We start from the raw sequence: 25,023 nt of genomic DNA, 5'->3' as shown, positions 1-25,023 counted from the left end.
GTCATTTCCGGCGCAGGACACTAGTAGGACTCCGTTGGGTCTGTCTCGCGGTGCTGTTTGGGGGCAGGTTGGGGGTGTGGACGCACATGAAGTGAACCGGGCTCGGGCGAGGTTGGCGTTATTCGTCGCTGACGTGTTCGCGTCGGTGCCGCGCAAGGACCAGCGGGCGAAGGGTGACTGCTATCTGCGGGGACTGATGCTGGACGGGCGGCGGTAGTCGATCCAGCCGATGGCGGAGCGCCTGCCGGACGGCAACGAGCAGAACGTGCAGCAGTTCGTGAACCAGTCGACCTGGGATCCGGGGCCGGTGCGGCGGCGGAACGCCGAGCGGATGGTGCCGCTGATCGGCCCGGATGCCTGGGCGGTCGATGACGTGTCGTTCCCCAAGCGACGAGAAGATGTCGGTGGCGGTCGCGCGCCAGTACTGCGGAGCACTGGGCAAGCAGGCCAACTGCCAGGTGCGGTGAGTGTGCACGCGGTCTCCGACACTGCCTCCTGTCCGTTGCAGTGGCGGCTGTTCGTGCCCCAGGAGTGGGCGCAGGATGCGCCGCGCCGGCACAGGACTGGGGTACCGCAGGAGGTCGGGCACCGGGAGAAGTGGCGCCTGGCCCTGGACACCTTCGACGAGCTGGCCGGGTGGGGTCTGGTGCCGCCGGTGGTGATGGCTGATGCCGGCTACGGGCAGAACGCCGACTTCCGTCATGGCCTGAGCGAGCGGGGCATCGACTATGTCGTGGCGGTCCGTTCGGATGTGACCGTCCACCCGCACGACGTGTGGCCCACCGCCCCGGCGTGGTCGGGCAACGGCCGCAAGCCGCAGCCCCGCTACCGCGACAAGCCGTTGCCGGTGGCCGCGCTGGTGGCCGGCCACGGACGGCAGGCGTTCACCGAGGTGACCTGGCGGGAAGGCTCCCGCGGGTCGATGCGCTCGCGCTTTGTGGCACTGCGGATGCGGCCGGCCGGAGTCCGGGCCCGCCGCCTGGCCCAGGCCGCCGCCACCGCGCAGGAGAGCTTGTGGGACGGTGTCCTTCCCGAGGCCACACTGCTGGCCCAGTGGCCCGAAGGCGCTGACGCACCCACCGACTACTGGCTGTCCAGCCTGCCCGCCGGCACCGCGCTGGCTGAACTGGTCCGCCTGGCCAAGATCCGCTGGCGCATCGAGCACGACTACCGGGAACTCAAGCACGGCCTCGGCCTGGACCACTTAGAAGGCCGTTCCTGGACCGGGTGGCATCACCACGTCACCCTGGTCACCGCCGCCCACGCGTTCCTCACCGAACAGCGCCTGGCCCCAAAAGCCGATACAGCCAACTCACCCTCTACCAGATCCTCGACGCAATCCAAGACCTGCTGAACTGCTGGACCGGCACCTGCACCACCTGCCACCGCCCACTGCCCAGAACAGCCACCACCAGCCCACACCCAAGACCCAGAGCAACCCAACGGAGTCCTACTAGGTCGTTCGGCCGATCCGAGGCCTAGAATCCCAGGTCATGAAGGGACTACTGCTACGGCTGTCGGCCCTAGACGCGGACGCGGCGGCGGCGCTGCGGGTCATCGCGCACTTCGAGGCGCTGCTGGGGGCCGGTCGGCTCGACGCCGAGTCGCTCGTACGGTCCACCGCGGGGCTGGCCGAGTGTCCGGCCGGGCTCGAGGCGGGCGGGCGCGTGGTGCGGTTCGGGCCTGCCGGGGCCGTGCCGGCGGGACCCGCGGTACGGCCGTCCGGGAGCGCGGAGTTCCCGCCGGGCGGCCGGGTGTGGCTGGAGCGGTCGGGCGCGCCTGGGCCCTTCGACGAACTGGTGCTGGAGTGGATGGCCATCGCCGCGGGCGTCCTACACGGCAGCCGTCAGCAGGACACCGCCCCCGCCCAGGTGGCCGACCCGGCGCTGGTCGAGCGCGTGCTGTCGGAGCGCGAGGCCGTCGAGGACCGGGCGCGGGCGCTGCGCCTGCTGGGTCTGGTGCCCGAGCAGCCGCTACGGGTGGTGGCCGTCGCCGGGCCCGCCGCGGTCGCCCTACTGGGTCGGCGCGAACTGCGTCCGGGGGTGCGGGTCGCCGCGGTCGGTCCGCTCGCCGTGGCCCTGGCGCCGGGCGCCGAATCGGTCGCCGACGAGCTGCGGGCGTACGTCCGCGAGCACTCTTCCGAAGGGGTACGGATCGGGGTCGGCGGCAGCGCTCCCGCCCTGGACGCCGGTGCCTCCTGGGCACAGGCCCGGCTCGCGCTGCGTTTCGCCGTCGAGGTCGCCGGTCTGCCCGAGGAGGCTATCGTCGACCACGACACCCTTGGCCCGGTCGCGCTGCTCGCCGACATCCCCGTCAACCGGCTGCGTGCCCAGCCCGACGTGCGCGCCCTGGTCGGCCTCGCCGAGGGCAAGGGCGGCCCGGCGGCCCTCGCTGCCCTGACCGCCTTCCTGCGCACCGGCTCCCTGCGCCACGCCGCCGCGGACCTCCACCTGCACCACAGCTCGGTCGCGGCAAGACTCTCCGGCGTGGAAACAACACTGGGCTACCGATTGAGCGACCCCCGGGCCCGCTTCCGAGCCCAACTCACCTTGTACGCCCTGCGATTGGCAGAGCCCCAATAGGGGCGCGGGGAACTGCGCGCTCAGCCACAGCGGTCCCGCGCCCAACAGATCACAAGCAGTCCGCCCCACCTAGCGGAGCGCCCGGCGCAGCACGGCCACCGCCTCCGCAGCCTCCCGTAGGGACACCTCCGCGTGCGGAATCATCCCCGACCCATGGAACGTGCCCGGAAACAGATGCAGCTCCACACTCACACCACCCGCAAGCAGCGCACGGGCATAGTCGATGCCCTCATCCCGCAGCGGATCGAACTCCATCACGGAGATGTACGCCGGCGGCAACCCGGCGAGCTGTTCGGCGGTGGCCCGGGCGGGGGCGGCGTAGACGGGCACGTCGGCGCTGCCGGGGACGCCGGCGCCGAGGTAGGCGTCCCAGCTGATGACAGCGTTGGGCCGGTTCCAGAGGGGCGTGTCGGTGAAGGCCCGCGCGCTGGGGGTGTCGAGGCGGTCGTCGAGTTCGGGGATGCCGAGGTACTGGAAGGCGATCGCGGGGCCGCCCCGGTCGCGGGCCAGCAGTGCGAGGCCGGCCGCGAGACCGCTGCCGGCGCTCTGGCCGAAGAGGGCGATACGGGCAGGGTCGACACCGAGTTCGGCGGCGTTCTTGGCGACGTGGACCAGCCCGGCGTACGCGTCTTCGAGCCCCGCCGGATAGGGGTGCTCGGGGGCGAGCCGGTATTCGACGGAGAAGACGGCGGCGCCCAGTTCGCGCGCGAGCGTCACGTTGGTGCCGTGGTCGAATTCGGCGGTGCACAGGATGAAGCCGCCGCCGTGAATGTCGTAGATCACCGGCAGCGGGCCTTCGACGCCCTGCGGGCGGTAGCTGCGCAGGACGACATCGGGCGCGCCCTCCGGCCCGGGTGCCACCAGCTCGGTGACGTCCACGCCGGTGGTGTCCACGTCCGCGGAGGCCGCGGTGATGCCGACCGCTATCTCGGCCCGGGCGCCTTCGAGGTCCGAGCAGTCGGCTCTGGGCAGCATGTGCACGGCCGCGGCGAGCTCCGGGTCGAACGCGTACGTCGTCATGTCGTCTCCGATCCGACGTACCGTGCCGGCGGTGCTCGTTGCGCCGCTGCTGCTCGTCACGTCGTTGTGGAACCGTGCCATGGCGTGTACGTGCAGGTCACCCGACGGGTGTCGGGGAATACGAGGGCGCGGACCGACACGCATACGCGCCCGGCGGAACCGCCTCCGAATTCGACCTCCCCCGTCACCGCATCCTCCTGCAATAGCGAGAACGCACCGTCACCACCGACTACGGAACAGGGCCTGATCCCCGTCGCGCTGCCAAGTATTCGGACCAGTTCCCGCCGGCGAGAGTGGCCCAGCGTTCGGCTGTCTTGGGGTGGATGCCGAGCAGGTCGGCGATGGCTATGGGCGGCAGGTCTACCAGGGCGTCCATCATGGCGGTGTTCCGTGCTGCGCGGGCGGGCAGACCGTGGTGTCTCAGGGTGTCGGCGAGGCCGAGGGGTTGCGCGGCAGAAACGTCCGAGGTAAGGAGCTACGAACTGTTTCAACCAATGCAATTCATCGCGTTTTGCAGGGTCCGCCAGCCGTGGACGCGGTCCATGTACGCGGCGGCGGCTTCGATGATATCGGCCCACCGCTGGTGTCCGAGGGCGACGAACCTGTCCGGGTAGAGGCTGTCGTCGTTCGGAGCTCCGATGCCGGCGACGTACAGCCCGCGGTAGACGACGAACCCGTTGTCGGCCTCGTCCTGGCCCTCGGGGGTCCAGATGCCTTCGGCGTGGACGGTCGTGCCGTCGTCGGCCTCGCTGTCTCGATCTCGTACAGGGCCGTGGTCACCATGGGGCACTCAGGTCCTCGAGGAGGGCCGCCAGGAGCTCGCAGGCGTCGGTCTCGTACGGGTTGTCGTAGCTCTCGTGGTGACGTCGAACGGCGTGGCCTTCGCGGTGACCGTGTAGCCGGGGACGACGGTGGCCGCCTTGCCCTCCAGCTCTGTGTTGAGGCGGTCGGCGTCGCGGGAAGCGAGCCAGGTCTGGAAGTAGGGGCCGATACGGAGCAGCGTGTACCCGGTGCCGTCGCTGCGGCGTCCTTCGACGTGGACGCCGTAGTGCGCGGGGGTCATGCCGACGTCGTCAGGGAGGTCCAGGCCCGCCTCGGCGTGGGTGAGCGGCGCGTAGGCCGGATTCCACGCACCGAGGATCGTGGTCGTCTCGCAGCGTAGCCAGCCCAGTTTCCGGTAGCGCTCGCCGTAGGGCGTGTACGAGCCACCGGGGTGTTGCAGGGCGACGGCGATGATGTCGGGTCCGTGGTCGTCACCCGGGCGCGGGTGAGCGCGCTCTACGAACGGGCCGACCCGGACGGCGAGGTCCTGGGTTTGGGCGGGGGTCCAGGGGTTCGGGTCGCGGAGGGCGGCGAGCAGTGCGCGGAACTGGTCGACGGCGGCCTGGTCCTCGAGGCTGAGGGCGCCGGGCGCGTGGCCGCAGCGGCGAAAGAAACGGCGCTTCATCGGGTGGCCTCCTGCGTGGCGCTGGGGTGGGCGGTGCCGTTGGCGGGGGTCTTGAGCACGCGCGGCAAGTGGACGTGGAGGTGCTCGGCTTCGACCTCGCGGCCCCGGTCGCGAAGTGCGCGGGCGAGGATTTCGGTGAGGCCGCTTGCACGGTGCCGGCCTCCTGTTCTCTCGCCTATTGCGAGCTGTTGCTTCCAATGTCAGTGATTGCTTCTGAACTGGGGGCATGGCCCGAGGGCCGAGCCGCTGGTTGAGCCGTGGGCGCGGTTCACTGTGCGGAGTTGGCTGTGTCAGCTCTCAAGGAAGTCGTTTCGACGCGGCTCGGGGAGTGACTGGGCGTCGGTGGAGGCGGGCCCGGCGCAGGGCGGTGCTCGGCGGCTTGGGTAGGTTGATGGCCACCGACCCAGGAGATGCCCCGTGCCCGGCCGCCCCAGCGTTTTGTTCGTGACCGATCTCGCCTACCAGGCCCGGGGGCGCCGCTACTGCGACGAGGACATCTTCCTGTCGTCGCGGCTGCGGAACAACTTCGACATCGCTTTGTGCCACCCGCTGGATGCCGCCGCTCTCATGGACGCCTTCGACGGGGTCGTGGTCCGCAACAGCGGCCCCGTGCTGCACTACCAGAAGGAGTACGACGCCTTCCGGAACCAGGCCGCAGCGCGTGGTACTCGGGTCTACAACCCGCTGTCCGGCCGGGCCGACATGGCCGGCAAACAGTATCTGCTGGACCTGACGGCAGCCGGATACCCGGTCATCCCCACAATCGACCGGCCCCAGAACCTCGGCGCGCTGCCCGAGAGTGACCAGTACGTGGTCAAGCCGAAGGCCGGGGCGGACTCCATCGGCCTCGACTTCGTCTCCCGAGACCAGCTGGTCGGCCTCACCTACGGCGACATCCTGGTCCAGCCCCGCATCGACTTCCGCTATGAGGTGTCGTTCTACTACGTTGACGACGCCTTCCAGTACGCCCTCCACGCCCCCGACCCCGACCGTCGTTGGGTCCTCGAGCCCTACCAGCCCACGGAAGCCGATCTCGGTTTCGCCCGCTCCTTCATCGACTGGAACACCCTCGATCACGGCATCCAGCGCGTGGACGCCTGCCGAACCCAGGAGGACGACCTCCTCCTGGTCGAGCTGGAAGACCTCAACCCCTACCTGTCCCTGGACCATGTCGACGACGCGACCCGTGACACCTTCGTCGCCAGCATGACGACCTCCCTCCACCGCTTCCTGGGCATCTCACCCCGCACCTGACCGGCACACCTTCGGTCACCTCAACTGACGTCGGCAGGTGTGCAAGTCACCCATCAGACCCCAGCTGGTAGTGGCGTGTGTGCCGCAGCCGCTGCTGCGGATCCTGGAGATGACAGGTGCCGATCAGGTCCTGCGGGCCTTCGACACCGTCGTGGCGGCGGAGCGGGAACTTGGGCGAGGAGATGCGGCCGGAAGCCTCGCTTGAAGGTTCGCATCCGTCGCCCGTCAGGCAGCGGCAGCCACCGCGGCATGGGGCGGACGTGTCGTGCCGCGCCGCTGCTGGAGGATGTCCTGGATGCGCTCGCCGCGCCAGGGCGGTGTCTGCGGCAGCCGGTCGGCCTCGGGCAGCAGGCCCCGGTAGGACCACACCCGGTTCACGATCGAGAGCCGGTCTTCGCGCATGGCATGGCTGGCCTCGGTCGCTTTGACGTGCGCGGCGTAGTCGTCGAGGTCGGCCAGGCCGCTCACTCCTGACGACGAGGACTTCGTCATCCAGACGGCCACCATCCGCCCCACCAAGCTCGGCCAGCCCTTCACCCGCTGGTCGATCCGTAAACTCGCCGCCTATCTGCGCCGCGTGCCGGGACGCGTCATCCGTATCGGTCGTGAAGCGTTACGGTGCCTGCTGTTGCGCCGTGGCATCACCTTCCAGCGCACCAAGACCTGGAAGGAATCACCCGACCCCGAACGCGACGCCAAGCTCGACCGCATCGAGCACGTGCTGGAGCACTTCCCGGACCGGGTCTTCGCCTTCGACGAGTTCGGGCCCCTGGGGATCCGGCCCACCGGAGGCTCCTGCTGGGCGAAGCAGGGCAAGCCCGACCGTCTGCCGACGACCTACCGCCGCACGCACGGTGTGACCTACTTCCACGACTCTTACTGACTTCGGCTCGTCAAGGTGACGTGGGTTCGTTGAGGGTCAGGCCGGTGCCGGCTATGAAGCCGTCGAGGGTGTCGGGCCGGTACTGGAGGCGTTTGAGCCGGTTTCGTACGAGGGCTTCGAGCCGGTCGAGCGCGACCACGGCGAGGTTGGCCAGACTGCGCTTGACGTGCGCCCACACCCACTCGACGGGATTCAGGTCCGGCGAGTAGGCGGGCAGCAGGAACACCGTCAGCCACTCCCGCTCGGCGGTCAGCTCGCGCATGGCGTGGGAGACGTGGGTGTTGAGCCGGTCCCAGACCAGCACGATCGGCGCCTTGACGAGCTGGTGGACACCGTCGATGAGTGCGATGAAGTCCCGCTCGCCCATGCTGCGGCGTGCGCTGCCGCCCGCTCGGTGGGTGCGCAGCCGGTGGCACAGCCGGGTGCGCGAGCCCGGCCGTATCGCGATCAGCCCGGCCACCGACAGACGCCCCGAGCGTCGTCCGCTGACGGTCACGACCGGGGTGCGCCCTCGCCGGCCCCAGGTTCGTCCCCGTGGCGGCTTCCGGGTGAACCCTGCTTCGTCCTCGAAGCAGATGTAGCCCCCGCAGGCCGCCCGGGCCCTTTTACCTCCGCCCAGGTCGCCTCCTTCCAGGCGGTCACAGCCTGCTCGTCGCGCTCGGCGACTCTGCGTGCGGGGACCTGCGGGCTGAAGCCGAGCCGGTGCATCAGCCTCGTGGCGCCGGAGACGCTGTAGGAGACGTGAAACTTCCTGCCGATCAGCGTGGCCACCCGGGCGGCAGTCCACACCTGGTCCTCCACCCAGCCGTGGGCGGCCGGGCCCTCATCGAGGTACGCGGCCAGTTTCTCCAGACAGCGCGGGGACAGCCGGCAACGTGATCCGCTCGGGCCGCGGGAAGCCAGAGCCTTACGACCGCCGTCCCGCCACAACTGGTGCCAGTGGTAAGCCGACTTCACACTCACCCGAAGCCGCCGTGCGACCTCCGACGGCTTGATCTCCTGCTCGTACAACTCGGCCGCCTGCATCCGAACCGACTCCCGGCGCCGACGTCCCGCAGGGGTCAGCCCGCCCCCATCCGCATATCTCACACCACACGGATACAGCCGCCCACCCACACCCACTCAGGGGCTTCGCAAAGATTCACCCCAACGAGCTGAAGTCAGTAATGAGTTTAGTCAAGCCGTCTGAGCCTCTCGGACCGCCTTCTCGCGGGGGTTGTACTCCCTCTCATAGAGCCGGCCATCTCGGAGCATGGCCCACAGGATGGAGACTCGTTGGCGGGCGACAGCGATGACAGCCTTCTTGTGACGACCCCTGTCGTGCGTGTAGCCCTGGTACTTGCGGAGGTACATCTCCTTCTCCCACGTCTCCGCGGTCAGGCATGCGGACTGACTGGACAAGAAGAAAGCCCGTTGCAGGGGCCGGCTGTACTGGGTAGGACGCTGGCGGTTCCCGTGTTCGAGCCGGAGTCCCTGGAGACGGGGGCCATTCCTGAAGCGACAGCGAGTCGTCCAGCACTTGGGAACCTGGAAATGTCACCGATCGCTGCGAGAAGTTCAGCCGCAAGAAGCTCACCGAAACCGGGCATGGAAAGGACAATGGGCGCCTGGGGATGCTGGGAGAAAATTCCCTTGATCTTGATTTCCAGTTCCTTCAGGCGGACGTTCATCTGCGTGATCTTCTGGGCGAGCTCAGCTACCAGCTCGGCCGCCAGATCCTCTCCGCTGGTAGCTGAGTCCTGTGCCTTGGCGGCCGTCACCGCCTTCTCTGCGATGGTTGCCGCTTTCCTCACGCCGCGCTTGGCCAGCCAGGCTGTGAGCCTGCTCTCGCCCATCCGCCGAATGGCTGCTGGCGTCTGGTATCCGGACAGCAAGACCAGCGGGCCGTCGGATCGGGCGAAATCGAAGGATCGCTCCAACTCCGGGAAGATGCTGGTGAGCAGGGCCCTCATGCGGTTAATGGTCCGGGTGCGTTCGGCTGAGAGGCCGTTGCGGTGGGCGAGAATCAGAGTGAGTTCCTTGGTGATCCTCGGAGGCACTGGTACAGGGACTGTCTGCCGCCGGAGGCAGCGGGCGAACTCAGCGATGACGTAGGAGTCCTTCAAGTCGGACTTGCCCTGGCCGCTGAAGCTCTTCTTGAACGCTGCAAACTTTGAGCCGGTCACGTACCGGGGACTCTGACCGTGGTTGGCCAGGGTCTCCAGCAACAAAGCTGCTGGCCCGTCAACGAGGTCAAGAGCCCAGGTCACGTGGTCTGCTGTGTCCATAACCTCACCGAAGACGGTCAGGATATCGGGCTCGGAGTTGATCACCTTGCGGTTCCACAGCGGGTCGCCATCGGCATCGACCACGGTGATCCAGTGATGGCCTTTTCCTACGTCGATCCCGGCCCATACCTGTGGCAGCCGTTGCGTCACCTCGCCTCTCCAGATCGAACACGAACAGGAAGTACCAGGCCACCCCTGAAGCAAGTCCGTACGAGCGATCGAGGTCGCAGCTCTTAATCAGTTATGGCGGGTGACCAGAAGGCTGGCCGACGGAGTCGTTCGGAGCCCCCTGATGGGCAGGCTAGTGAGAGTCGCATCCAGCCTTCCTGGCTATAGATGCAACGATCATCAGACAGTCGGGACACCCGCTGGCAAGTCCGTACGAGCGATCGAGTCGCCACTCTTAATCAGCAGTTACGGGGCGTACCGGAAGGCCGGTCGACGGAGTCGTGGAGAGCCCTTTGATGGGCAGGCTGCTACGAGTCGCATCCAACCTTCCTGGCTGGACGCGGAGTTTACAGCCCGACCGGGTGCCCGCCTGCACGCCCGTACTGTAGCGATCCTGATCGCAGCTCTTAATTAGCAGCGAGGGCGAGCAGCGGCCCCAGTGTCCCGGGGCTGCCGCTCGTGCCCGATCGAGCCTGCTTGAAGGGTACGGGCTGCTACTCCGTCGGCGACGACCGGTTGGGGGGCGTCAACCGCCGCCGCAAGGGCACCGCCAACACCCTGGCCGCGCTGAAGTCGATCCGCGCCGCCCGACCCGACGGCGCCCGATCTACATCATCTTGGACAACCTCTCCGCCCACACCGGGTCGGACATCCGCCGCTGGGCAAAGAAGAACAAGGTCGAGCTGTGCTTCACCCCGACCTATGCGTCCTGGGCCAACCCGATCGAGGCTCACTTCGGCCCGCTGCGGCAGTTCACCCTGGCGAATTCGAACCACCGAAGCCATCCCGCGCAGACCTGGGCCCTGCATCGTTACCTGCGCGGGCGCAACGCCCACGCCCGCCACCCCGACGTCCTGGCCGCACAACGCAAGGAACGCACCCGCATCCACAGCGAGAAGGGCATCCGCTGGGGCGGACGCCCAGCCCTCGTGGCGTGATCAGGAAAGATTCACGCTTCCCTCCGCTCGGTATGGTCCAAGCTGACCGCCGCCCTGACCCCGCTGGCACTGGTGTGTCCCGCGGTCTCTTCGCTGACGCGGGCCAGGCGCAGGGTGAGGGGCCGCGCCTTTGCGGGCTCTGTTCGAGACGCTCGCCGGGCCCGTCGCCCGTCCCGGACGGGCCGGGTCGTCACTGCGTGTGGTGGGAGGGAGCCACTCGCTCGTGAGGTTTTCCACGGGAGCGTTGACGCGTTCGCGACAGAGCCCTGATCTTCAGGCGGTGATCCGGTCGAGCCATTCGCTGACGAGCGTCTCGAATACCGCCGGCTGCTCGATTTGAAGGTTGTGGCCGGCGGAGTCGAGGACCGCATAGGTCGCTCGCGGATAGTGCGTCAGCAGGTCGAACTGGTCGAGGTAGCCGACGCTGTCATCCTGCCGTCCGGCCAGGATCAGCGTGGGGCGGGTGAAGGGCTCACCGTCCTCGGGTTCGTGGGTGAGCTGCCAGCGCCGACGGATACGTTCCATGGCGGCGGTGTCGGCGATGTCCAGGCCCGTCAGGATCTCCTCGCGGAACCGTCGCAGGGTCTCCGGTGTCTCGACGACGGCGATGGAGGTGAAGACCTCGGCGGTGTGCGCGTCGAGGGAGGCGATCAGACTGGGATCGGGGCGCAGGACCAGCCGCTCGGCCGGGCGGCTCTCGGCGGTTTCCACGCGTTTGGCGGAGGGGCAGATCAGGGCGAGGCCGAGGACTTGATCGCGGCGGGTGCGAGCCAGCGCGCGGGCGAGGTAGCCGCCGTAGGACTCACCCAGGAGCAGGAAGGGCTCGGTCCCGATGTGATCGTCCAGGAAGTCTTCTACGGCGGCGAGCATGTCGTCGGAGGACGCGATCTGCGCTGCTGGTGCCGGGGATTTACCCATGGCGGGCAAGTCCGGGTAAAGGCGCCGGTATCCGGGACGCCGGGTGAAAACAGGTTCCAGGCAGCCGAGCATCAGACGGTGGTCGGGTTGCCAGCCGTGCACCGCGAGAACCGGCGTGCCCTCGCCCCGCTCTTCGAAGTTCAGTTCCACCTGCGTGCGCTGCGGCATATGTGTTCTTTCCTCTCCTGGTGATCTCGTACGTGCGGTCGTGCCGGGAGCCCGGGCCGGATCCGGCCCGGGCTCCCGGCACGACCGCGTGGCCCCACTGGACGGGGCACAGATGGTTACGAGACCGCGGCGATGGCTCCCGCGCCCTGAAGGGTGAAGTTGTCGAACACGATACGACTCTCGACGATCTTGCCGTTCTCGACCCGGAACCACTCGCCCACCGGGGAGTAGGGCACCGGGGCCGTGGTGGCGTCGTAGTACATCAGCGCGGTGTTCTCGTCTCCGAACGCCGACACCAGCTCGGCCTTGGTGAGGATCCCCAGGAATCCCTCGAGGAACGGGCGGTACGCCTCGGCGTCCAGGCGCCCGACGGGGGTCTGACTGACGAAACCGTCGGCGAAGTACGACAGGGCCTCGTCGACGTTCTTGTTCGACCACGCCTTGTAGTAGGCGAGTGCGACATCAAGTGCAGGGCTGCTCATGGTGATTGTCCTTCTCGTGAGGGGTTTGTGCGGCACACCCCGACCAGAGGTCTGCGACGGACTGCTGTGTGCAGATCCGTCGCTTCGGGGCGAACGGCGCGCGACTCGCACCACCATACATCGAATCGCAGTACTACGCATCGCACTATCTCTGCCCGCGTGCGACCATAGGGAGGTGCTGGAACTTGCCATCCTGGGAAATCTCGCCGAGGGACCACTGCACGGCTATGAACTGCGCCGTCGGGTCGAGCGGCTCTCCGGCTACGCTCGGCCGGTGAGCCTGGGCAGCCTCTACCCGGCGATCAACCGCCTGGTGAAGCGCGGCATGCTGACCCGGCACACCGAACCGGGCGCCGCGGCGGCCCAGCGGTATGTGCTGACCCTGACCGACGCCGGGCACGAACACCTGCTGGAACGCCTGCGCGATCCCGCCCAGGTGGAGATCACCGACTTCAACCGGTTCTTCACCATCCTGGCGTTCCTCTCCCTGCTCCCCGAGACGAAGGAACAGCACGCCGTGCTACGCCGTCGCCTGGAGTTCCTGGAGACGCCCGCGAGCTTCTTCTACGACGAGAACGACCGTTCGCTGCGCGCCGAAGAGGTGAACGACCCCTACCGCCGTGGCATGTTGCTCACCGCCCGAGCCGTTACCCGTACCGAGTGCGCCTGGATCCACGAAATCCTCGACGCCGACCAGGACCTCGACGTACCCCGGCAGACCGGCACGCAACAAGAACGCCGCCCGTCCCGATGACCCGGCGGCGCCCGCCTATAGGCCGACGGCCAAGGTTGGCGGGTCTCCGACGGCAGGATGTGGTCATCAGCCTCGGCGGTGCCGTCTGCGACAACGGCACCCAGACGATCATCACCCCGATACGCAACACTGGCGTGGACGGGCAGCACGCATCCAGAGATGATCGGAAGAGGCCCGACGGAGATCGCCACTGAACGTAGTCATCAACACCGTTGCGTTTACTTCCGTGAGCGGTTCGCGAGCCCGTACTCGAAGAACGTGATGGCGGTATGGATGGTGCAGTTCTGGCTGGTCGTGGGGTGTTGTCCGGTGTTCGGCCCGTATTTGCTGGTGGGGGTTCTTGCGGGTGCGGGCCTTGACGCGGTGCCGGTGGTGGGCGGGGTGCAGGGCGTCGAGGACGGCCCGGCCGATGGTGCCGACGAGATCGACGGGTCCCGCCGGGGACAGGACCCCGGTCGCGCTGATGACGGTGTCGGCGGCAGTGGCCAGCAGGACGGTGAAGCTCATGCGGTCCATGTCCAGGCCGGGCCGGGTGCAGGCGGTGTCGGCGGCTGCACGGATCAGGGCCTGGTAGGTGGTGAGCAGCGCGTAGATCTCCTGGTCAAGCCCGGACAGCCTGCGTGAGCGCAGGATGCGGCAGTCGAGCATCGTGGCCTTGATCGAGAAATACGTGGTTGTCTCGTACAGCCTCTCTTGTCTCGCAGGTCACAGCGCTAACGCAACGGTGTCGCCCTTCATTGTGAACATGACGCTACCCCCAGCAGAGGCATCCGTACGGAGTTTCTCCTGTCCAGACCCTGCGAACCTTCCCGGTCAGAGCACTAGCTTGCAGTGCCGCCTCGTACCGGTCACGTCGGTCCCCTGTCACGGCCGCCCGCTCCCACACAGCCTGTCGGTCCCGCTTTCGCCAACTGCAGCCCGCGGACACTCCGGTGCACACCTCCCGCCTTGGTGTGTACGGACCCGCTCGTTTGCATCGCGGCAGGTGAAAGGCCGTCTGGTGTGATCACTTGCAGGCGGTTAGGGTGTTTGGAACGCGTCAGCAGGCCACCCGGAACGGGTGCCGCGCGCGGGGTGTGCCGGGAAGTCTGGTCGGCGTCGAAGGGGCGTATGCCCTCATGCCGATGCCCCGGAGGTCTTTTCTGATGGCTGCTGCCCCGCGTGAGCGTTCCACCTTCCTCGGCCTTCTGCCGTGGCCGGAGCGGACAGCGGTGGCCCAGGCCCTGCGGACAGAGACAGTCGGCGGGCTGGTCCTGCTGGCAGCGGCCGTGGTGGCGCTGGTGTGGGCGAACACCCCGTGGAGCGGCGTCTACGAGGAGATACGCGACTTCCACTTCGGCATCGGCGCGCTCGGCCTCGACCTGTCGGTGGAACACTGGACGGCTGACGGACTGCTCAGCATCTTCTTCCTGGTCGCGGGTGTCGAGCTGAAACGCGAGCTGGTCGTGGGTTCGCTGCGCACGCCGGCCACGGCCGCGCTGCCGGTTGTCGCCGCGTTGTGCGGCATGGTGGTGCCGGCTGCCGTGTACGCAGCTACTGCCACCGTCGGCGGGGGCAGCCTGGAGGGCTGGGCCGTGCCCATGGCCACCGACATCGCCTTCGCCCTCGCGGTCCTCGCCGTCCTCAGCACCCACCTGCCCTCCGCCCTCCGCGCCTTCCTGCTCACCCTCGCCGTCGTCGACGACCTCGGCGCGATCCTGCTCATCGCGGTCTTCTTCACCAGTGATCTGAACTTCGCCGCCCTCGGCGGAGCCCTCGCCGGGCTGGTCGTCTTCTACATCCTCCAGCGGTACCGGGTGCGCGGCTGGTGGTGGCACGTGCCGCTCGGCATCACCATCTGGGCCCTGATGTACAACGCGGGTGTCCACGCCACCGTCGCCGGGGTGGCCATGGGCCTGATCCTGCGCACCACCCGTGACAAGGGCGAGGACGCCTCCCCTGCCGAGCGGACCTCCCATCTGCTGCACCCGGTCTCGGCGGGAGTGGCCGTGCCGCTCTTCGCTCTCTTCGCCGCAGGCGTCGCGGTCTCCGCCGCGTCGCTGGGTGAGGTGTTCACCCAGCCGGAGCCGCTGGGAGTGGTGCTGGGCCTGGTGGCCGGTAAGACCCTGGGGATCTTCGCGGGCACCTACCTCGCCGCGCGCTTCACCCGGGCCCGTCTCAACCCCGACCTGGCCTGGGCCGATGTGTTCGCCCTGGCGGTGCTCGCCGGAATCGGTTTCACCGTCGCCCTGCTGATCGGCGAGCTCGCCTTCCCCGACCCTGCCGACGCCGAGCACATCAAGGCCGCTGTGCTCCTCGGCTCGCTGATCGCCGCGGCTCTTGCGTCGCTGCTGATCAAGCGCCGTAACGGGATCTATCGCCGCCTGTGGGAGGAAGAGACGCGGGATGAGGACGCCGACGGCATCCCCGACATCTACCAGCGGACCAGCCCCGGACGCGGCAGCGCCACGGGCGACGGCTGAGGAGGACGCTCATGCGCGCACGGGATCTGGCCGAGTCCTACCCCTTCGTCACCTCGGACGACGACGCCATCGACGCGGCCCGCATGCTGGCGGGACAGTCGCTGCCGGCCCTGCTCGTCCTCGACGCCGACGGGCAGCCCCACGCGATCGTCCCTGGCCCGCAGCTCATCCGGCAGCTCATTCCCGCCTACATTGCCGAGGACCCCCTGCTCGCCGGTGTCGTCGACGAACGAAACGACGCCGAGATCGCGGAACGCCTGACCGGGCTCACCGTCGCCGAATGGGCACGCCAGCTGTATCCGCCGCCGGTGGTGGGGCCGGACGCGCGTCCGATGGAGGTCGCGGCACTGATGGCGCGCACCCACAGCCCCCTGGTCGCCGTCATCGAACGCGACGGCCACCAGGTCACGCTGCTCGGCACGGTCACCGCTGCCCGCCCCACGCAGCACTTCATCGGCGCCCCGTGAACGGCGCCGGGTCTCTGCTGCCCGTAGTCATCGTGGTCGCGGCGTTGGTGATCAGGACCGCGATCGGTGAGCTGCGCCGACCGGGCAGCACCCGACGACAGTGGGCGGGCGCGACCGGCGGCCCCGCCGTGGCCGCCGGGGTGGTGGCGGCCGTGGCCGTCGCGGCGACCGGCTGGCCACAGGCCGGAGCGACGGCTTTGGCATGGGCGGTGCTGGTCGGCGCGCTCGTCGCCTTCCTCGTGGGCCAGCCCACGAACAGGCGCTGACACGCATCACCCACCGGTACGCCCGACACCGGCACGCAGGCAGCTCGCTTGGCTGACCGAGTGAAAGTACGGCGGGCTGCCGGAACGTCCGCCCGTGCTGATGGACGTGCAACCCGTGGGAAACTCCGGTCCACCTCGGGGTCGGATCAGTAGGTCAGCTCCGCCGCGCCGAAGGGGACGTCGAAGCGGTCGCACCAGATGCTGACGCTGCTGAAGTCAGCCGGAAGTCGACATCAGTGGGCAGAGGGCGGGTCGCCTTGGTTGCCCTTGAGCCCGCCCAGACTGACGTACCTGCCGCCGTCGGATTCGCCCCACCCTGCCTTGCCCTGGATCACCGGTAGTCAGTGCGCCTCTCAGAAGGATTCCGCCGGCCAGTCCAGCAACCGCGCCCCGATCACCGCGGTCTGCAGCGTGTAGCGGTGCACCGGGTCCGACGGATCGGCGCCGGTGAGCTTGCGGATGCGCTCCAGGCGATAGGTGAAGGCCCGCACGCTCAGCGACAGCCGCCGCGCCGCCTCCGCGGACACGCAGCCGCAATCGAAGTACGCGGTGAGGGTGTCCAGGAGCGGCTGGGCCCCGCCGCGAGCCTGACGCAGCGGGCCGAGGGCACTCTGCACCAGGTCGGCCATGGCCTGCCGGTCGCGGGTGAGGACGGGGTAGACGAGGAGGTCGGCGGCGCGCAGCACGGGCTCACCGAGTTCCAGGCGTTCGGCCAGGTCGAGAGCGCTCAGAGCCTCCTCGTACGAGTGGACGACGCCTGCGGCGCCAGGCTGGGGGCGGCCGATCGCCACCTGTCCCCCGCCTGTGACGGCGAACGCCTGTTTGGCGAAGTACGCGAGGACCTCGTCCTGGTCACCCGGGGCAATGCACACGAGCCGCCCGTCCTTGGTCGTAAGAAGGATGCTGCGGTCGCCGAACCGGCCGATCAGCGCATGCTCCACCTCCCTCAGGGCCGGGTCTCCCTCGTCGTAGGCGGTCTTGCCGCGTGCCACGGCAACCGCGTGCTCGTACGACAACCGCAACCCGTAGCGTTCCGCGCGCTGGGCCAGCCGACCCAGGTCGCTGCGGCCGTACAGCAGGTCGTCGATGAACTCCCGGCGGGCTGCCTCCTCCTGGCGTACGGCAAGCCGCTGCGCCCGCTCGTAGCCCTCGGCGAACGCGTCGACGGCCTGTGCCACGGCAGCCAGCACGTCGTCCACGGACGCGCCGTTCCCTGTAGGCCAGTACGCCCTGGTGGCTGCCATGTGGGCTGCCACCAGGGCGCGCAGTCCGAGGCCGGCCTCCGCGGCCTGCTCGCCCAGCGCACGGCGCGAATCCAGTTCTTCCCGGGTCAGCCGGCGACCGGTCGCCGAAGCATCCGCGAGGACACGGGCAAACCCCTCCAGGTACTCCTCGTTCGCTTCGGACACGTCCCGCCCCGCCATTGGGCCCCCCGACTTGTATGCGCTGTTGACGTCTTTCTAGCGCATGGTCCCAGGAGCGGAGCCGTGCAAGCGAGATCATTGCCTGCCTCCGGCAGTGGTCAGGCGTGGTGACACAACGGCCCTTGAGCCAGGTGCGACCGCCCCGCCGACGGCAGAGACAGCTGATCAGCGGATAGAGGTGCAGGCGTGGCGGGCGCTCACCAATCGTCATGCGCCAGAGCGGCCTGACCGCGCTTTGACGCTTGGGGACGCAGGAACCGGGTGAAGCGCGTCCCGTACAACGCACCATGCTGGATTCCGGCAATGTCGGACGGTCCAGAGTGCACGACAGGAGTCTGTCAGCACGGCGTAAAGAACGTGTAGGGTTCCCCACGGTGTGCCGGGAAGCCTGGTCGGCGGTCTTGAGAGAACTCTCTTCGCTGATCGGGGGTCGTGATCATGGTGCTCGTCGTGGTCTTCGGGGTGGCACTGCTCATCGCGGTGCTGCTGTCGGGTCTCGCCGCCCGAACTGTTCTGTCGACTTCTTTGCTCTTCCTGGTCGGTGGCGCGCTTGTCAGCGACGGGTTCCTGGGGCTGATCCACATCACGCCGGACAGCGAGATCGTGTCCGTGACGGCGGACCTGGCACTGTTCGCGGTGCTGTTCACCGACGGTATGCACGTCTCCTTCCCCAAATTGCGGCAGAACTGGCGCAACCCGGCCCGCGCGCTCGGGCTCGGTATGCCGCTGGCGTTCGTCGGCATGGCGCTGGTCACGCACTTCGTGGTGGGCCTGGACTGGACGACGTCCTTCCTCGTCGGAGCCGTGCTCGCGCCCACCGACCCGGTGTTCGCCTCCGCGATCGTCGGGCGGAAGGAAGTCCCGTCAAAACTGCGGCAGTTGCTGAACGTGGAAAGCGGCATCAACGACGGACTGGCCCTGCCGGTCGTCCTCATCCTGATCGCCGCGGCCGGACCCACCTCCGGACAGGCCGAGGCATCACTGGGGAAGATCGCGCTGGAGCTGGTCCTCGGGCTGGTCTTCGGTGTCGTCCTGCCGTTCGTGGTGGTCGAGCTCGTACGGTTCCGGCTGCTGGGCGCCGAGCCCAAACTGCAGCCGCTGCTGCCGCTGGCGATCGGTGTGATCCTGTACGCGACCTGCCACCTCACCCACGCCAACCCCTACCTGGCAGCCTTCTCGGCGGGAGCGGTGCTCACCGCGCGCTCGCTGGAGGCGAAGGAGGCGTTCGAGCCGCTCGGCGAGGCGCTGGCGGAGCTGGCCAAGTTCGCGGCCCTGCTGGTGTTCGGGGCGCTACTCACACCGCATCTGTTCGGTGACCTGTCCTTCGGCGGATACGTCGCGGTCGTCCTGGCCATCGTGCTGATCCGACCGGCCTCGCTGCTGCTGTCGCTGCTCGGCACCCGGTTCACCCGTCAGGAGAAGCTGGTCGCGGCCTGGTTCGGGCCGAAGGGATTCGCGTCGGTCGTGTACGGGCTGCTGGTGCTGCAGGCCGGGATACCGCAGGGCCAGGAGGCGTTCACGCTCATCGCCGTGTGCATCGCCTTCTCGATCATCGCGCACAGCTCCACCGACGTACCGATCGCCCGCCTCTTCCACGTCGACGACCTCGCCGGAATCCCGGCCGCACGCGAGGACACCGACGCACAGTCCAAGGAAAGCCCCGCAGATGCACGCGCATGACCTGGCCGAGCCGTACCCGACCGTGGTCGTCGACGACGCCCAGGAGGCGGACCTTCGTCGTGGGTGAATGCCTGCCGACGCCGACTGGTCCTCAACCGGGACGAGTACGGCCCTCCGGCGGACGACGCTCGGGCATGCCTCATTTCCCGCTCCACTGGCGCAGCGCTGGAACGCCGTACCCAGCAGGGCGCCACCGAGCGGGGCCTTGAAGGCCGCTTGACGCGCCGGGCGGGTGCGGTCAGCCGATCCCGCCCAGCTCCACCAGCACCGTGCCGTACCCGCAGAGGCCCAGCACCAGGACGAGGAACGCGAGCACCGTGTGCACGGCGATCCGCCCGGGCCGGTCTCCGTCGAGATGCGCGCGGGCCGCTCGGCTCACCCGCGGGGGCGGCACGCTCCCGTCTCCCGGCAGCCGTTCCAGTGCCCTGCGCAGCGCGCGCTTTCCGGCGGCGGTGGTGATGCCGAGCCATACGCCGTCGGCGTCACGGACGAGGAGGGTCCGGTAGACGGACCCGTACGAGAAGGACGTCAGCAGCCGAACATGGGTCAGGCGGGTCAGGTTGACGGAGCGTACGCCGGTCAGGGTCCGCGCGGTGATCCTGCGCATCGAGTGACGGGCCGGCGTGGACTCCTCGACCAGCATGCCGTACAGCACGAAGGCGAGCGTGCCGGTCACCAACCCGAGGAGCGCACCCGCCTCACGCGCCCCGGGCAGGACGCCGACTGCGAAGGGCAGCACGAGCAGCGCCCCGAGCAGGCAGACGCCGGTGCGGGCCCGACGGCGGGCCGTGCCCGCGTCGGGAAGCTCGGCAGGCAGGGACGCCGGACGAGCGCGCGCCATCTCACTCCTCCGCGGGGACGGCAGCCGGGCGGGCCGCGTGCCGGGCGGCCGGGTTCGCCATGAGAGGGCGTGGGTCAGCGGCGCGGTTGATCGCCGTCTCCACGGCCGCGACCCGGTCGGCGAGCAGACCGAGGGCGGCGATGGCCCGGGTGAGAGGATCGTTCTCCGGGCCGCCGAGGGTCTGGGTGCGCACGTACGCCGCCTTCACCTCGGCCCAGCGCACAACCTGCTCGGGCGACAGGGTGCCACGCAACTCGCCCAGTTTCAGCAGGTTGGCCTCGGCGCCGGTGGTGAGGGTCTGGGCCTCGGCCCGGTAGTGGTCGTCGATCAGTGCCACCAGCTCGGTGTCGTTCATGACCGGCTGGATGCGCTGGGCGATCTTGTTCATGTTGCGGTAGGAGCCCTGGAGCTGGAAGGGGGGCTCGGCGCGGGTGGCGTCGGACTGGCCTGCGGAGGCGATGTAGGCGGCGTTCACCGCCAGAACCGTCTCGCGGGCGGTCAGCAGGTGCCGCAGGACGGCCAGTATCCGCTCCAGCTCGGCCGGTCCATACGGGTGGGTCAGCCTGTCCGCGCGGGCCGTCGAGTCGCCCTCCGCGAGACGGATCAGGAGATCGAGGTCGGCGCGGTCGCGGCCGGCGAGCGGGGCGAGAACCGGGTTGGCGGTCAGCGCGTTCTCGATGAAGCTGAGCGCGAAGGCGTCCTCCCTGCCGGTCAGGACGTCGCCGAGGTTCCACACGTCGGCACGGTTGGCGAGCATGTCGGGGACGCGGAAGCGGCTGCCGGACTCGGTGTAGGGGTTGCCCGCCATGCAGACCGCGAAGCGCTTGCCGCGCAGGTCGTACGTGCGCGGCTCGCCGCCCTGTACGCCCTCGATGCGGCGGGTCGCGTCGCACAGCGGGATGAACTTCTGCAGCAGCTCGGGCGAGGTGTGCTGGATGTCGTCCAGGTACAGCAGCGTGTTGTTGCTGGCCTCCAGTGCGAAGTTGATCTTCTCGACCTCCTGGCGGGCGGTCGCGTTCGGGGCCTCGGCCGGGTCGAGTGAGGTCACCGCATGGCCGAGCGCGGGGCCGTTGACCTTGACCAGGATGAGTCCGAGGCGGTCGGCGACGTACTCCATGAGCGTGGTCTTGCCGTAGCCGGGAGGGGAGATGAGCAGCAGTAGACCGCCGGTGTCGGTGCGCTTGGACTCGCCCGTCGTGCCGAGCTGCTTGGCGAGGCTGTCGCCCACCAGCGGCAGGTACACCTCGTCGATGAGCCTGCTCCGTACGAACGCGGACATCACCCGCGGCCGGTACTCGTCGAGCCGGAGGCGGGTGCGCTCGGCGGCCACCAGGGCCGTACGGCGCCGCTGGTAGGCACGGTGGGCGGGAGCCTCATGCGTCCGGAATGCTCTGGTACGGGCAAGGAACTCGTCGACGCGGACGGTGAGGGTGCGGTCGCTGAGGCGCGGGTGCGTGCCGAGCAGGCCCTTGATGGTCTCGGTCAGGGGCGCGTCGGATTCGTAGCGGTCGAGTTCCGGGCAGAGCTCGGCGGCCACCGCGTCGGCCAGGTCGCCGGGGCCGAGGTCCGTGCCGGTGGCCGCGGCGTACGACGTCAGCCACGCCTCGACGAGCTGACTGCGGGCGGGCAGCTCGGCCAGGGCGGCAAGGTCGTCGTCGTATGCCGAAGTTCCCACCGTCCTGCGGAACTTGTCGAGCAGCGTGCGGGTTCCGGCGCTGATGACGAAGCCGTCGGGGCCGCTGGTCAGCTCATCGAAGAGGTATGCGGCCGCCGCTTCCGTGCCGATCGTCTCCGCCAGCTCGGCCCGCAGGTCGGTGATCGCGGGCGTGAGCCCGAACGTGTCCCGGGCGCGGGCAAGGGATACCGCCCGCCGGGTCCAGCTCACGCGTTCCTCGGCTGTCGTGCCGTGCGCCCAGAACAACTGGGCGGTGGTGCGGGCGGCGGGCTCGTGCCGGAGCAGGCCGGCACCCGAGTGCAGGCGCAGGAGTGCGGCGAGTATCACGGTCGCGTCGTGGTCGTGGACGCCGCGCTCGTAGCCCTCGTCGTACGCCGCCTCCGCGGCCTGCCGGACCAGGGCGGGCAGGTCGGCCTCCACCAGGGCCTCGGGTCCGTGCTCGTCCAGCAGGCGGGCGGCGAGGTGTTCGGCGCGGTAGACGTCGGGTGACTCCGAGGGCAGGGCGCGGTCCCAGTACGGGCGGGTCGCGGCGAAGTCGGGGTCCGTGACCGGTGAGCGGTAGTCGGTGCCGGTGAGCGCGAAGGCGAGGGTGTCGCCGTGCGGGACCAGGGTGAGGTCGAGGGGCTGGGTGTTGACGGCGAAGCGGTGGGTGCCCAGGCGGAGGGTGCGTCCGTCGTCGGTGTACAGGTCGGTGCGGTCGCGCAGGGCACGCAACGCCTCCTGGCGTGCGGACTTCAGACGGCCGTCCAGCTCCTCCGCCCTTACCTGGTCACCGAGTTCGCGCAGTTCGGTGGCAATGCTGCGGACCTTCGCGGGCATCGCGTCGGAGGTGAAGTACGTAGCGACGGCGTCCGCGTCGGCGAGCGTGGCGGCGCGGCGGGCGACCGTCCGCAGGACGCGCATCGCCGAGTCGGCCAGTCGCTCGGCGCGGCGGGCGCGGGCGTCGGCGAGGGTCTGCTTGCGGGTGGAGAAAGCCTCGTGGACCTCGTCGCGCTTGTCCGCCAGCTCGCCGAGGAAGTCGTCGAACTCGGCGAACCGGGATTCCAGGTTCTCCACCTGCACCAGCATGCGGGCGAGTTGCTCGTCGCACGCGTCGGGGCTGTCGGCGGCCGCGAGCGCACCTATGACGGACTGGCCCAGCAGGGCGAACTCCGCGGCGAACTCGGCCCGCCCCTCACGGTCGAGGAGCGCGCGGCGACGGCCGTCGAGGGTGGCCCTGGCACGGTTGACGCCGCCGAGGACCTCGGCGATCCGCTCCAGAATGGACGTACGCACGGTGGCGTCACCGGTGTCCAGCCCGGCGACGACATCGGTCACCGTGCGCAGCCCGCCGGCGAGCTCGTCAAGGCGGGCGGCGATGGGGGCCGCCTCGGCGACGGTGGCGATCGCTTCGGCGTCGGCGACGAGCTGCTCGATGTCTGCCTGGTGGTCGGCGAAGGCGTCCTCGCGTGCGAGGTGGGTGACGGCCCGCTGGCCGAAGGAGGCGAGATCTGCCTCGGCGTCGGCTGCGAGTTCGTCGATGCGGGCGGTGTCCGCGTACCGCATGTCCTTGAGGGTGAGCAGGTGTCCCTGGGCATGCCGCAGTCCGGTCAAGCCGGCCACCCAGGCGGCGGCGCTGCGCGGAGTCTCGCCGCGCAGGCGTCGTACGACCGTGGCGACGCGCGCTGCGGCCTCGGCGAGCGCGTCGGCGGCCTGCCGGGTGAGGGCCTGCACGGTCTCGAACTCAGCCAGCACTTGCTCGGCGGTGGCCCGGATCTGCGTGAGCGGCGTGTGCAGGTCGCCGAGTTCGGGCTCGCTGAGCCAGTGGTAGGAGTCGGTGGCCCGCACGCAGGCGGCGGCCAGTGCCTCATAGACCTCGCTCGTCGGGGTCGTCTCGGTGACGGCGCGCGTGATGGACAGACAGTCGGAGATGCCGCGCACGAGGTCGGCGTTGCCGACGCGGGCGAGCGGGCCGGCGCCGACCGGCCGGGAGGCAGCGTGGGTGTCGGAGACGTACGGGGAGTTCCACAGCTGGAGCGGGTGGACGCGCTGCGGCTCGTCGGCGGATCCCGCACGGTCCCCGCGAAGCACCATGAGCATGCCGTCGTCGAAGAGGGCCCAGCCGAGGCAGGACAGCGGGGTGGCGACCTCCTTGCGGATCATGTTGTACGGCAGCAGCAGACTGCGGCCTTCCACGCTCGCGTGGAAGGCGAACAGCACGTCCTCGCCGTTCGGGGAACGAACTACGCGCTCGAACTCCAGGGCTGCCGTGTCCAAAGGGGCGGCGATGCCGTCGAAGGTCTTGTACGTCCCGGTGGCGAGGCAGTAGCCGCCGGGGAAGACGATCCCCTGGTCCTCGGGCAGCGTCCGGCAGGCCCGGCCGATGCCGTCGAGGCGTACGACGCTCTTGGTGAGCGTGTTGAAGACCAGGTACCGGTGGACGTCCTCCTTGTAGGGGAGGACGTCCACCAGGATGAGGGCGCCCACGCGCGCGTACGCGATGTCGGCGTCGGCGAGGGACTGCAGCGGCTCGGCGACCGGCTCGGTGTAAATCCCTTCGCCTGTCTCGGTGTTGTCCTCGATCTTGACGGTCAGGGTGCCCCCGACGGTTTCGACGAAGACCTCGCCCTCGATGGAGACATGCGGATGGCGGCCCAGGACGTGGTGCTCTCGGGTCGTCCGCGTCCAGGTGAAGTCGTGGGAGGGCGGGAAGACGTGGTCGCGCTCGCCACGCACGTCCATGAAGGACGCCCGCCCGTCGTCGGTCAGCGCCCAGCGCAGGACACGGATATCGCCGGCCTTCTCCCCCGTCTGGAAAACGGCGAGCAGCTTGCCGTCGACACGGCGAAGTCGGAGGAGGTGCGCCTGGCGGTAGTAGCGATAGAGGGCGGCGAACTCGCGGACGAAGGCGGGGTCGTCGAGCAGCCCTGGCACGGCGTCCTCGGGCAGCCGGTTCAGGTCGCGGTCGTACAGCGCGAAGACATCGCCCACCGTCGTCTCCGGCTTCAGGCCGACGAAAACGTTGTGGCCGAAGAGCAGCGTGTCGCCGACGGAGACGATGTCGCGGGGCACGCAGTTGTGCTCGGTACGCAGCCGCTCGGTGCTCGTCAGCTCCAGCCGGGTGGAGCCGAACTCCTCGATACGGCGGGCATTGAGCGCCTCGGCGCGGCGGCCGAGCTCCGCGGCCTGTGCGGTGAGCCGGTCGCGCAGCACCTCGTACGTGCCGGTGTCCGGACCGCTGGTCCCGGTGGTCATGGGGTCCCTCTCGGATAGTCGGCGAGAAGTCGGAGAAACGTGGTCCGGAGCTGCCGTCCCCTGTGCGGCAGCTCCGGACCACGGGCCGGAGGG

General features: G+C 69.2%; 22 protein-coding genes and 3 pseudogenes. 11 read left to right on the top strand and 14 right to left on the bottom strand.

Features of this window, described 5'->3' with window-relative positions:
* Positions 1–229: 229 nt before the first annotated feature.
* Entirely contained in the window at positions 230–1,354 is a 1,125-nt protein-coding gene (locus Q4V64_RS44860; RefSeq protein WP_253267518.1) for an IS701 family transposase, read from the top strand.
* Between the two features lie 139 nt (positions 1,355–1,493).
* Complete coding sequence (locus Q4V64_RS44855; protein ID WP_124445590.1) at positions 1,494–2,582, top strand: helix-turn-helix domain-containing protein; 1,089 nt, start codon at positions 1,494–1,496, stop codon at positions 2,580–2,582.
* A gap of 69 nt (positions 2,583–2,651) precedes the next feature.
* Here Q4V64_RS44855 and Q4V64_RS44850 read toward each other — a convergent pair whose 3' ends face one another.
* The 3 genes from Q4V64_RS44850 to Q4V64_RS44840 all read right to left on the bottom strand — a co-directional run bounded on the left by Q4V64_RS44850 (position 2,652) and on the right by Q4V64_RS44840 (position 5,049).
* Complete coding sequence (locus Q4V64_RS44850) at positions 2,652–3,602, bottom strand: alpha/beta hydrolase (RefSeq protein ID WP_124445589.1); 951 nt, start codon at positions 3,600–3,602, stop codon at positions 2,652–2,654.
* Positions 3,603–4,089: 487 nt separating this feature from the next.
* Complete coding sequence (locus Q4V64_RS44845) at positions 4,090–4,392, bottom strand: hypothetical protein (protein WP_253267517.1); 303 nt, start codon at positions 4,390–4,392, stop codon at positions 4,090–4,092.
* Positions 4,393–5,049 carry a hypothetical protein gene (locus tag Q4V64_RS44840; protein WP_253267516.1) on the bottom strand — a complete coding sequence of 219 codons (657 nt, stop codon included), beginning with the start codon at positions 5,047–5,049 and terminating at the stop codon, positions 4,393–4,395.
* A gap of 417 nt (positions 5,050–5,466) precedes the next feature.
* Between Q4V64_RS44840 and Q4V64_RS44835 the strand changes: the two genes are divergently transcribed.
* Positions 5,467–6,303: a hypothetical protein gene (locus Q4V64_RS44835; RefSeq protein ID WP_124445588.1), complete on the top strand. Its 837-nt coding sequence runs from the start codon at positions 5,467–5,469 to the stop codon at positions 6,301–6,303.
* 225 nt (positions 6,304–6,528) lie between these two features.
* Here Q4V64_RS44835 and Q4V64_RS44830 read toward each other — a convergent pair whose 3' ends face one another.
* Positions 6,529–6,795 carry a hypothetical protein gene (locus Q4V64_RS44830; RefSeq protein ID WP_124445587.1) on the bottom strand — a complete coding sequence of 89 codons (267 nt, stop codon included), beginning with the start codon at positions 6,793–6,795 and terminating at the stop codon, positions 6,529–6,531.
* Between Q4V64_RS44830 and Q4V64_RS55725 the strand changes: the two are divergent.
* Positions 6,794–7,174 (top strand): annotated as a pseudogene (locus Q4V64_RS55725) (IS630 family transposase); the annotation flags it as partial. The gene Q4V64_RS44830 and the pseudogene Q4V64_RS55725 overlap by 2 nt on opposite strands.
* A gap of 22 nt (positions 7,175–7,196) precedes the next feature.
* Here the strand turns inward: Q4V64_RS55725 and Q4V64_RS44820 are convergent.
* The 4 genes from Q4V64_RS44820 to Q4V64_RS44805 form a co-directional block, all read right to left on the bottom strand.
* Positions 7,197–7,763: a transposase gene (locus Q4V64_RS44820; protein ID WP_303715851.1), complete on the bottom strand. Its 567-nt coding sequence runs from the start codon at positions 7,761–7,763 to the stop codon at positions 7,197–7,199.
* Complete coding sequence (locus Q4V64_RS44815; RefSeq protein WP_301184636.1) at positions 7,679–8,251, bottom strand: winged helix-turn-helix domain-containing protein; 573 nt, start codon at positions 8,249–8,251, stop codon at positions 7,679–7,681. The genes Q4V64_RS44820 and Q4V64_RS44815 overlap by 85 nt, the downstream gene beginning before the upstream one ends.
* Positions 8,252–8,362: 111 nt before the next feature.
* A complete protein-coding gene (locus tag Q4V64_RS44810; RefSeq protein ID WP_253266712.1) occupies positions 8,363–8,539 on the bottom strand; it encodes a hypothetical protein in 177 nt (58 codons plus the stop codon).
* Between the two features lie 23 nt (positions 8,540–8,562).
* Complete coding sequence (locus tag Q4V64_RS44805) at positions 8,563–9,603, bottom strand: IS110 family transposase (RefSeq protein WP_253266711.1); 1,041 nt, start codon at positions 9,601–9,603, stop codon at positions 8,563–8,565.
* A gap of 507 nt (positions 9,604–10,110) precedes the next feature.
* Here Q4V64_RS44805 and Q4V64_RS44800 point away from each other — a divergent pair.
* Positions 10,111–10,559, top strand: a pseudogene (locus Q4V64_RS44800) (transposase); the annotation flags it as partial.
* Positions 10,560–10,832: 273 nt separating this feature from the next.
* Here Q4V64_RS44800 and Q4V64_RS44795 read toward each other — a convergent pair.
* On the bottom strand, positions 10,833–11,645 hold the full coding sequence (locus Q4V64_RS44795) for an alpha/beta hydrolase (protein ID WP_124437378.1): 813 nt from the start codon (positions 11,643–11,645) through the stop codon (positions 10,833–10,835).
* Between the two features lie 116 nt (positions 11,646–11,761).
* Positions 11,762–12,127 (bottom strand): nuclear transport factor 2 family protein, encoded by a 366-nt coding sequence (locus tag Q4V64_RS44790; RefSeq protein ID WP_124437377.1) that lies wholly within the window; start codon positions 12,125–12,127, stop codon positions 11,762–11,764.
* Between the two features lie 175 nt (positions 12,128–12,302).
* Between Q4V64_RS44790 and Q4V64_RS44785 the strand changes: the two genes are divergently transcribed.
* The 5 genes from Q4V64_RS44785 to Q4V64_RS44765 all read left to right on the top strand — a co-directional run bounded on the left by Q4V64_RS44785 (position 12,303) and on the right by Q4V64_RS44765 (position 16,076).
* Complete coding sequence (locus Q4V64_RS44785) at positions 12,303–12,881, top strand: PadR family transcriptional regulator (RefSeq protein ID WP_124437376.1); 579 nt, start codon at positions 12,303–12,305, stop codon at positions 12,879–12,881.
* Positions 12,882–13,040: 159 nt separating this feature from the next.
* Positions 13,041–13,505 carry a hypothetical protein gene (locus Q4V64_RS44780; RefSeq protein ID WP_124437375.1) on the top strand — a complete coding sequence of 155 codons (465 nt, stop codon included), beginning with the start codon at positions 13,041–13,043 and terminating at the stop codon, positions 13,503–13,505.
* Positions 13,506–14,026: 521 nt separating this feature from the next.
* Positions 14,027–15,343, top strand: a complete 1,317-nt coding sequence (gene nhaA / locus Q4V64_RS44775) for a Na+/H+ antiporter NhaA (RefSeq protein ID WP_124437374.1) — start codon at positions 14,027–14,029, stop codon at positions 15,341–15,343.
* Positions 15,344–15,354: 11 nt separating this feature from the next.
* Complete coding sequence (locus tag Q4V64_RS44770; protein WP_124437373.1) at positions 15,355–15,810, top strand: CBS domain-containing protein; 456 nt, start codon at positions 15,355–15,357, stop codon at positions 15,808–15,810.
* A complete protein-coding gene (locus tag Q4V64_RS44765; RefSeq protein ID WP_303714395.1) occupies positions 15,807–16,076 on the top strand; it encodes a hypothetical protein in 270 nt (89 codons plus the stop codon). The genes Q4V64_RS44770 and Q4V64_RS44765 overlap by 4 nt, the downstream gene beginning before the upstream one ends.
* 146 nt (positions 16,077–16,222) lie before the next feature.
* Here Q4V64_RS44765 and Q4V64_RS55720 read toward each other — a convergent pair.
* Positions 16,223–16,414, bottom strand: a pseudogene (locus Q4V64_RS55720) (DM13 domain-containing protein); the annotation flags it as partial.
* A 15-nt stretch (positions 16,415–16,429) separates the two neighbouring features.
* A complete protein-coding gene (locus tag Q4V64_RS44755) occupies positions 16,430–17,500 on the bottom strand; it encodes a helix-turn-helix domain-containing protein (RefSeq protein WP_124437371.1) in 1,071 nt (356 codons plus the stop codon).
* Positions 17,501–17,938: 438 nt separating this feature from the next.
* On the opposite strand from Q4V64_RS44755, the gene Q4V64_RS44750 reads away from it, so the two are divergent.
* Positions 17,939–19,180: a cation:proton antiporter gene (locus Q4V64_RS44750; protein WP_124437370.1), complete on the top strand. Its 1,242-nt coding sequence runs from the start codon at positions 17,939–17,941 to the stop codon at positions 19,178–19,180.
* 238 nt (positions 19,181–19,418) lie between these two features.
* On the opposite strand, the gene Q4V64_RS44745 is transcribed toward Q4V64_RS44750, so the two are convergent.
* Together Q4V64_RS44745 and Q4V64_RS44740 are read right to left on the bottom strand one after the other, a co-directional pair.
* Positions 19,419–20,021 (bottom strand): hypothetical protein, encoded by a 603-nt coding sequence (locus Q4V64_RS44745; RefSeq protein ID WP_253266710.1) that lies wholly within the window; start codon positions 20,019–20,021, stop codon positions 19,419–19,421.
* A gap of 1 nt (position 20,022) precedes the next feature.
* Positions 20,023–24,930, bottom strand: coding sequence for a DNA repair ATPase (locus Q4V64_RS44740; RefSeq protein WP_124437369.1), 4,908 nt, complete (start codon positions 24,928–24,930; stop codon positions 20,023–20,025).
* Positions 24,931–25,023 lie beyond the last annotated feature (93 nt).

The organism is Streptomyces sp. NL15-2K (assembly GCF_030551255.1).
Lineage (GTDB): Bacteria > Actinomycetota > Actinomycetes > Streptomycetales > Streptomycetaceae > Streptomyces.
This window is presented reverse-complemented; position numbering and strand designations above follow the sequence as displayed.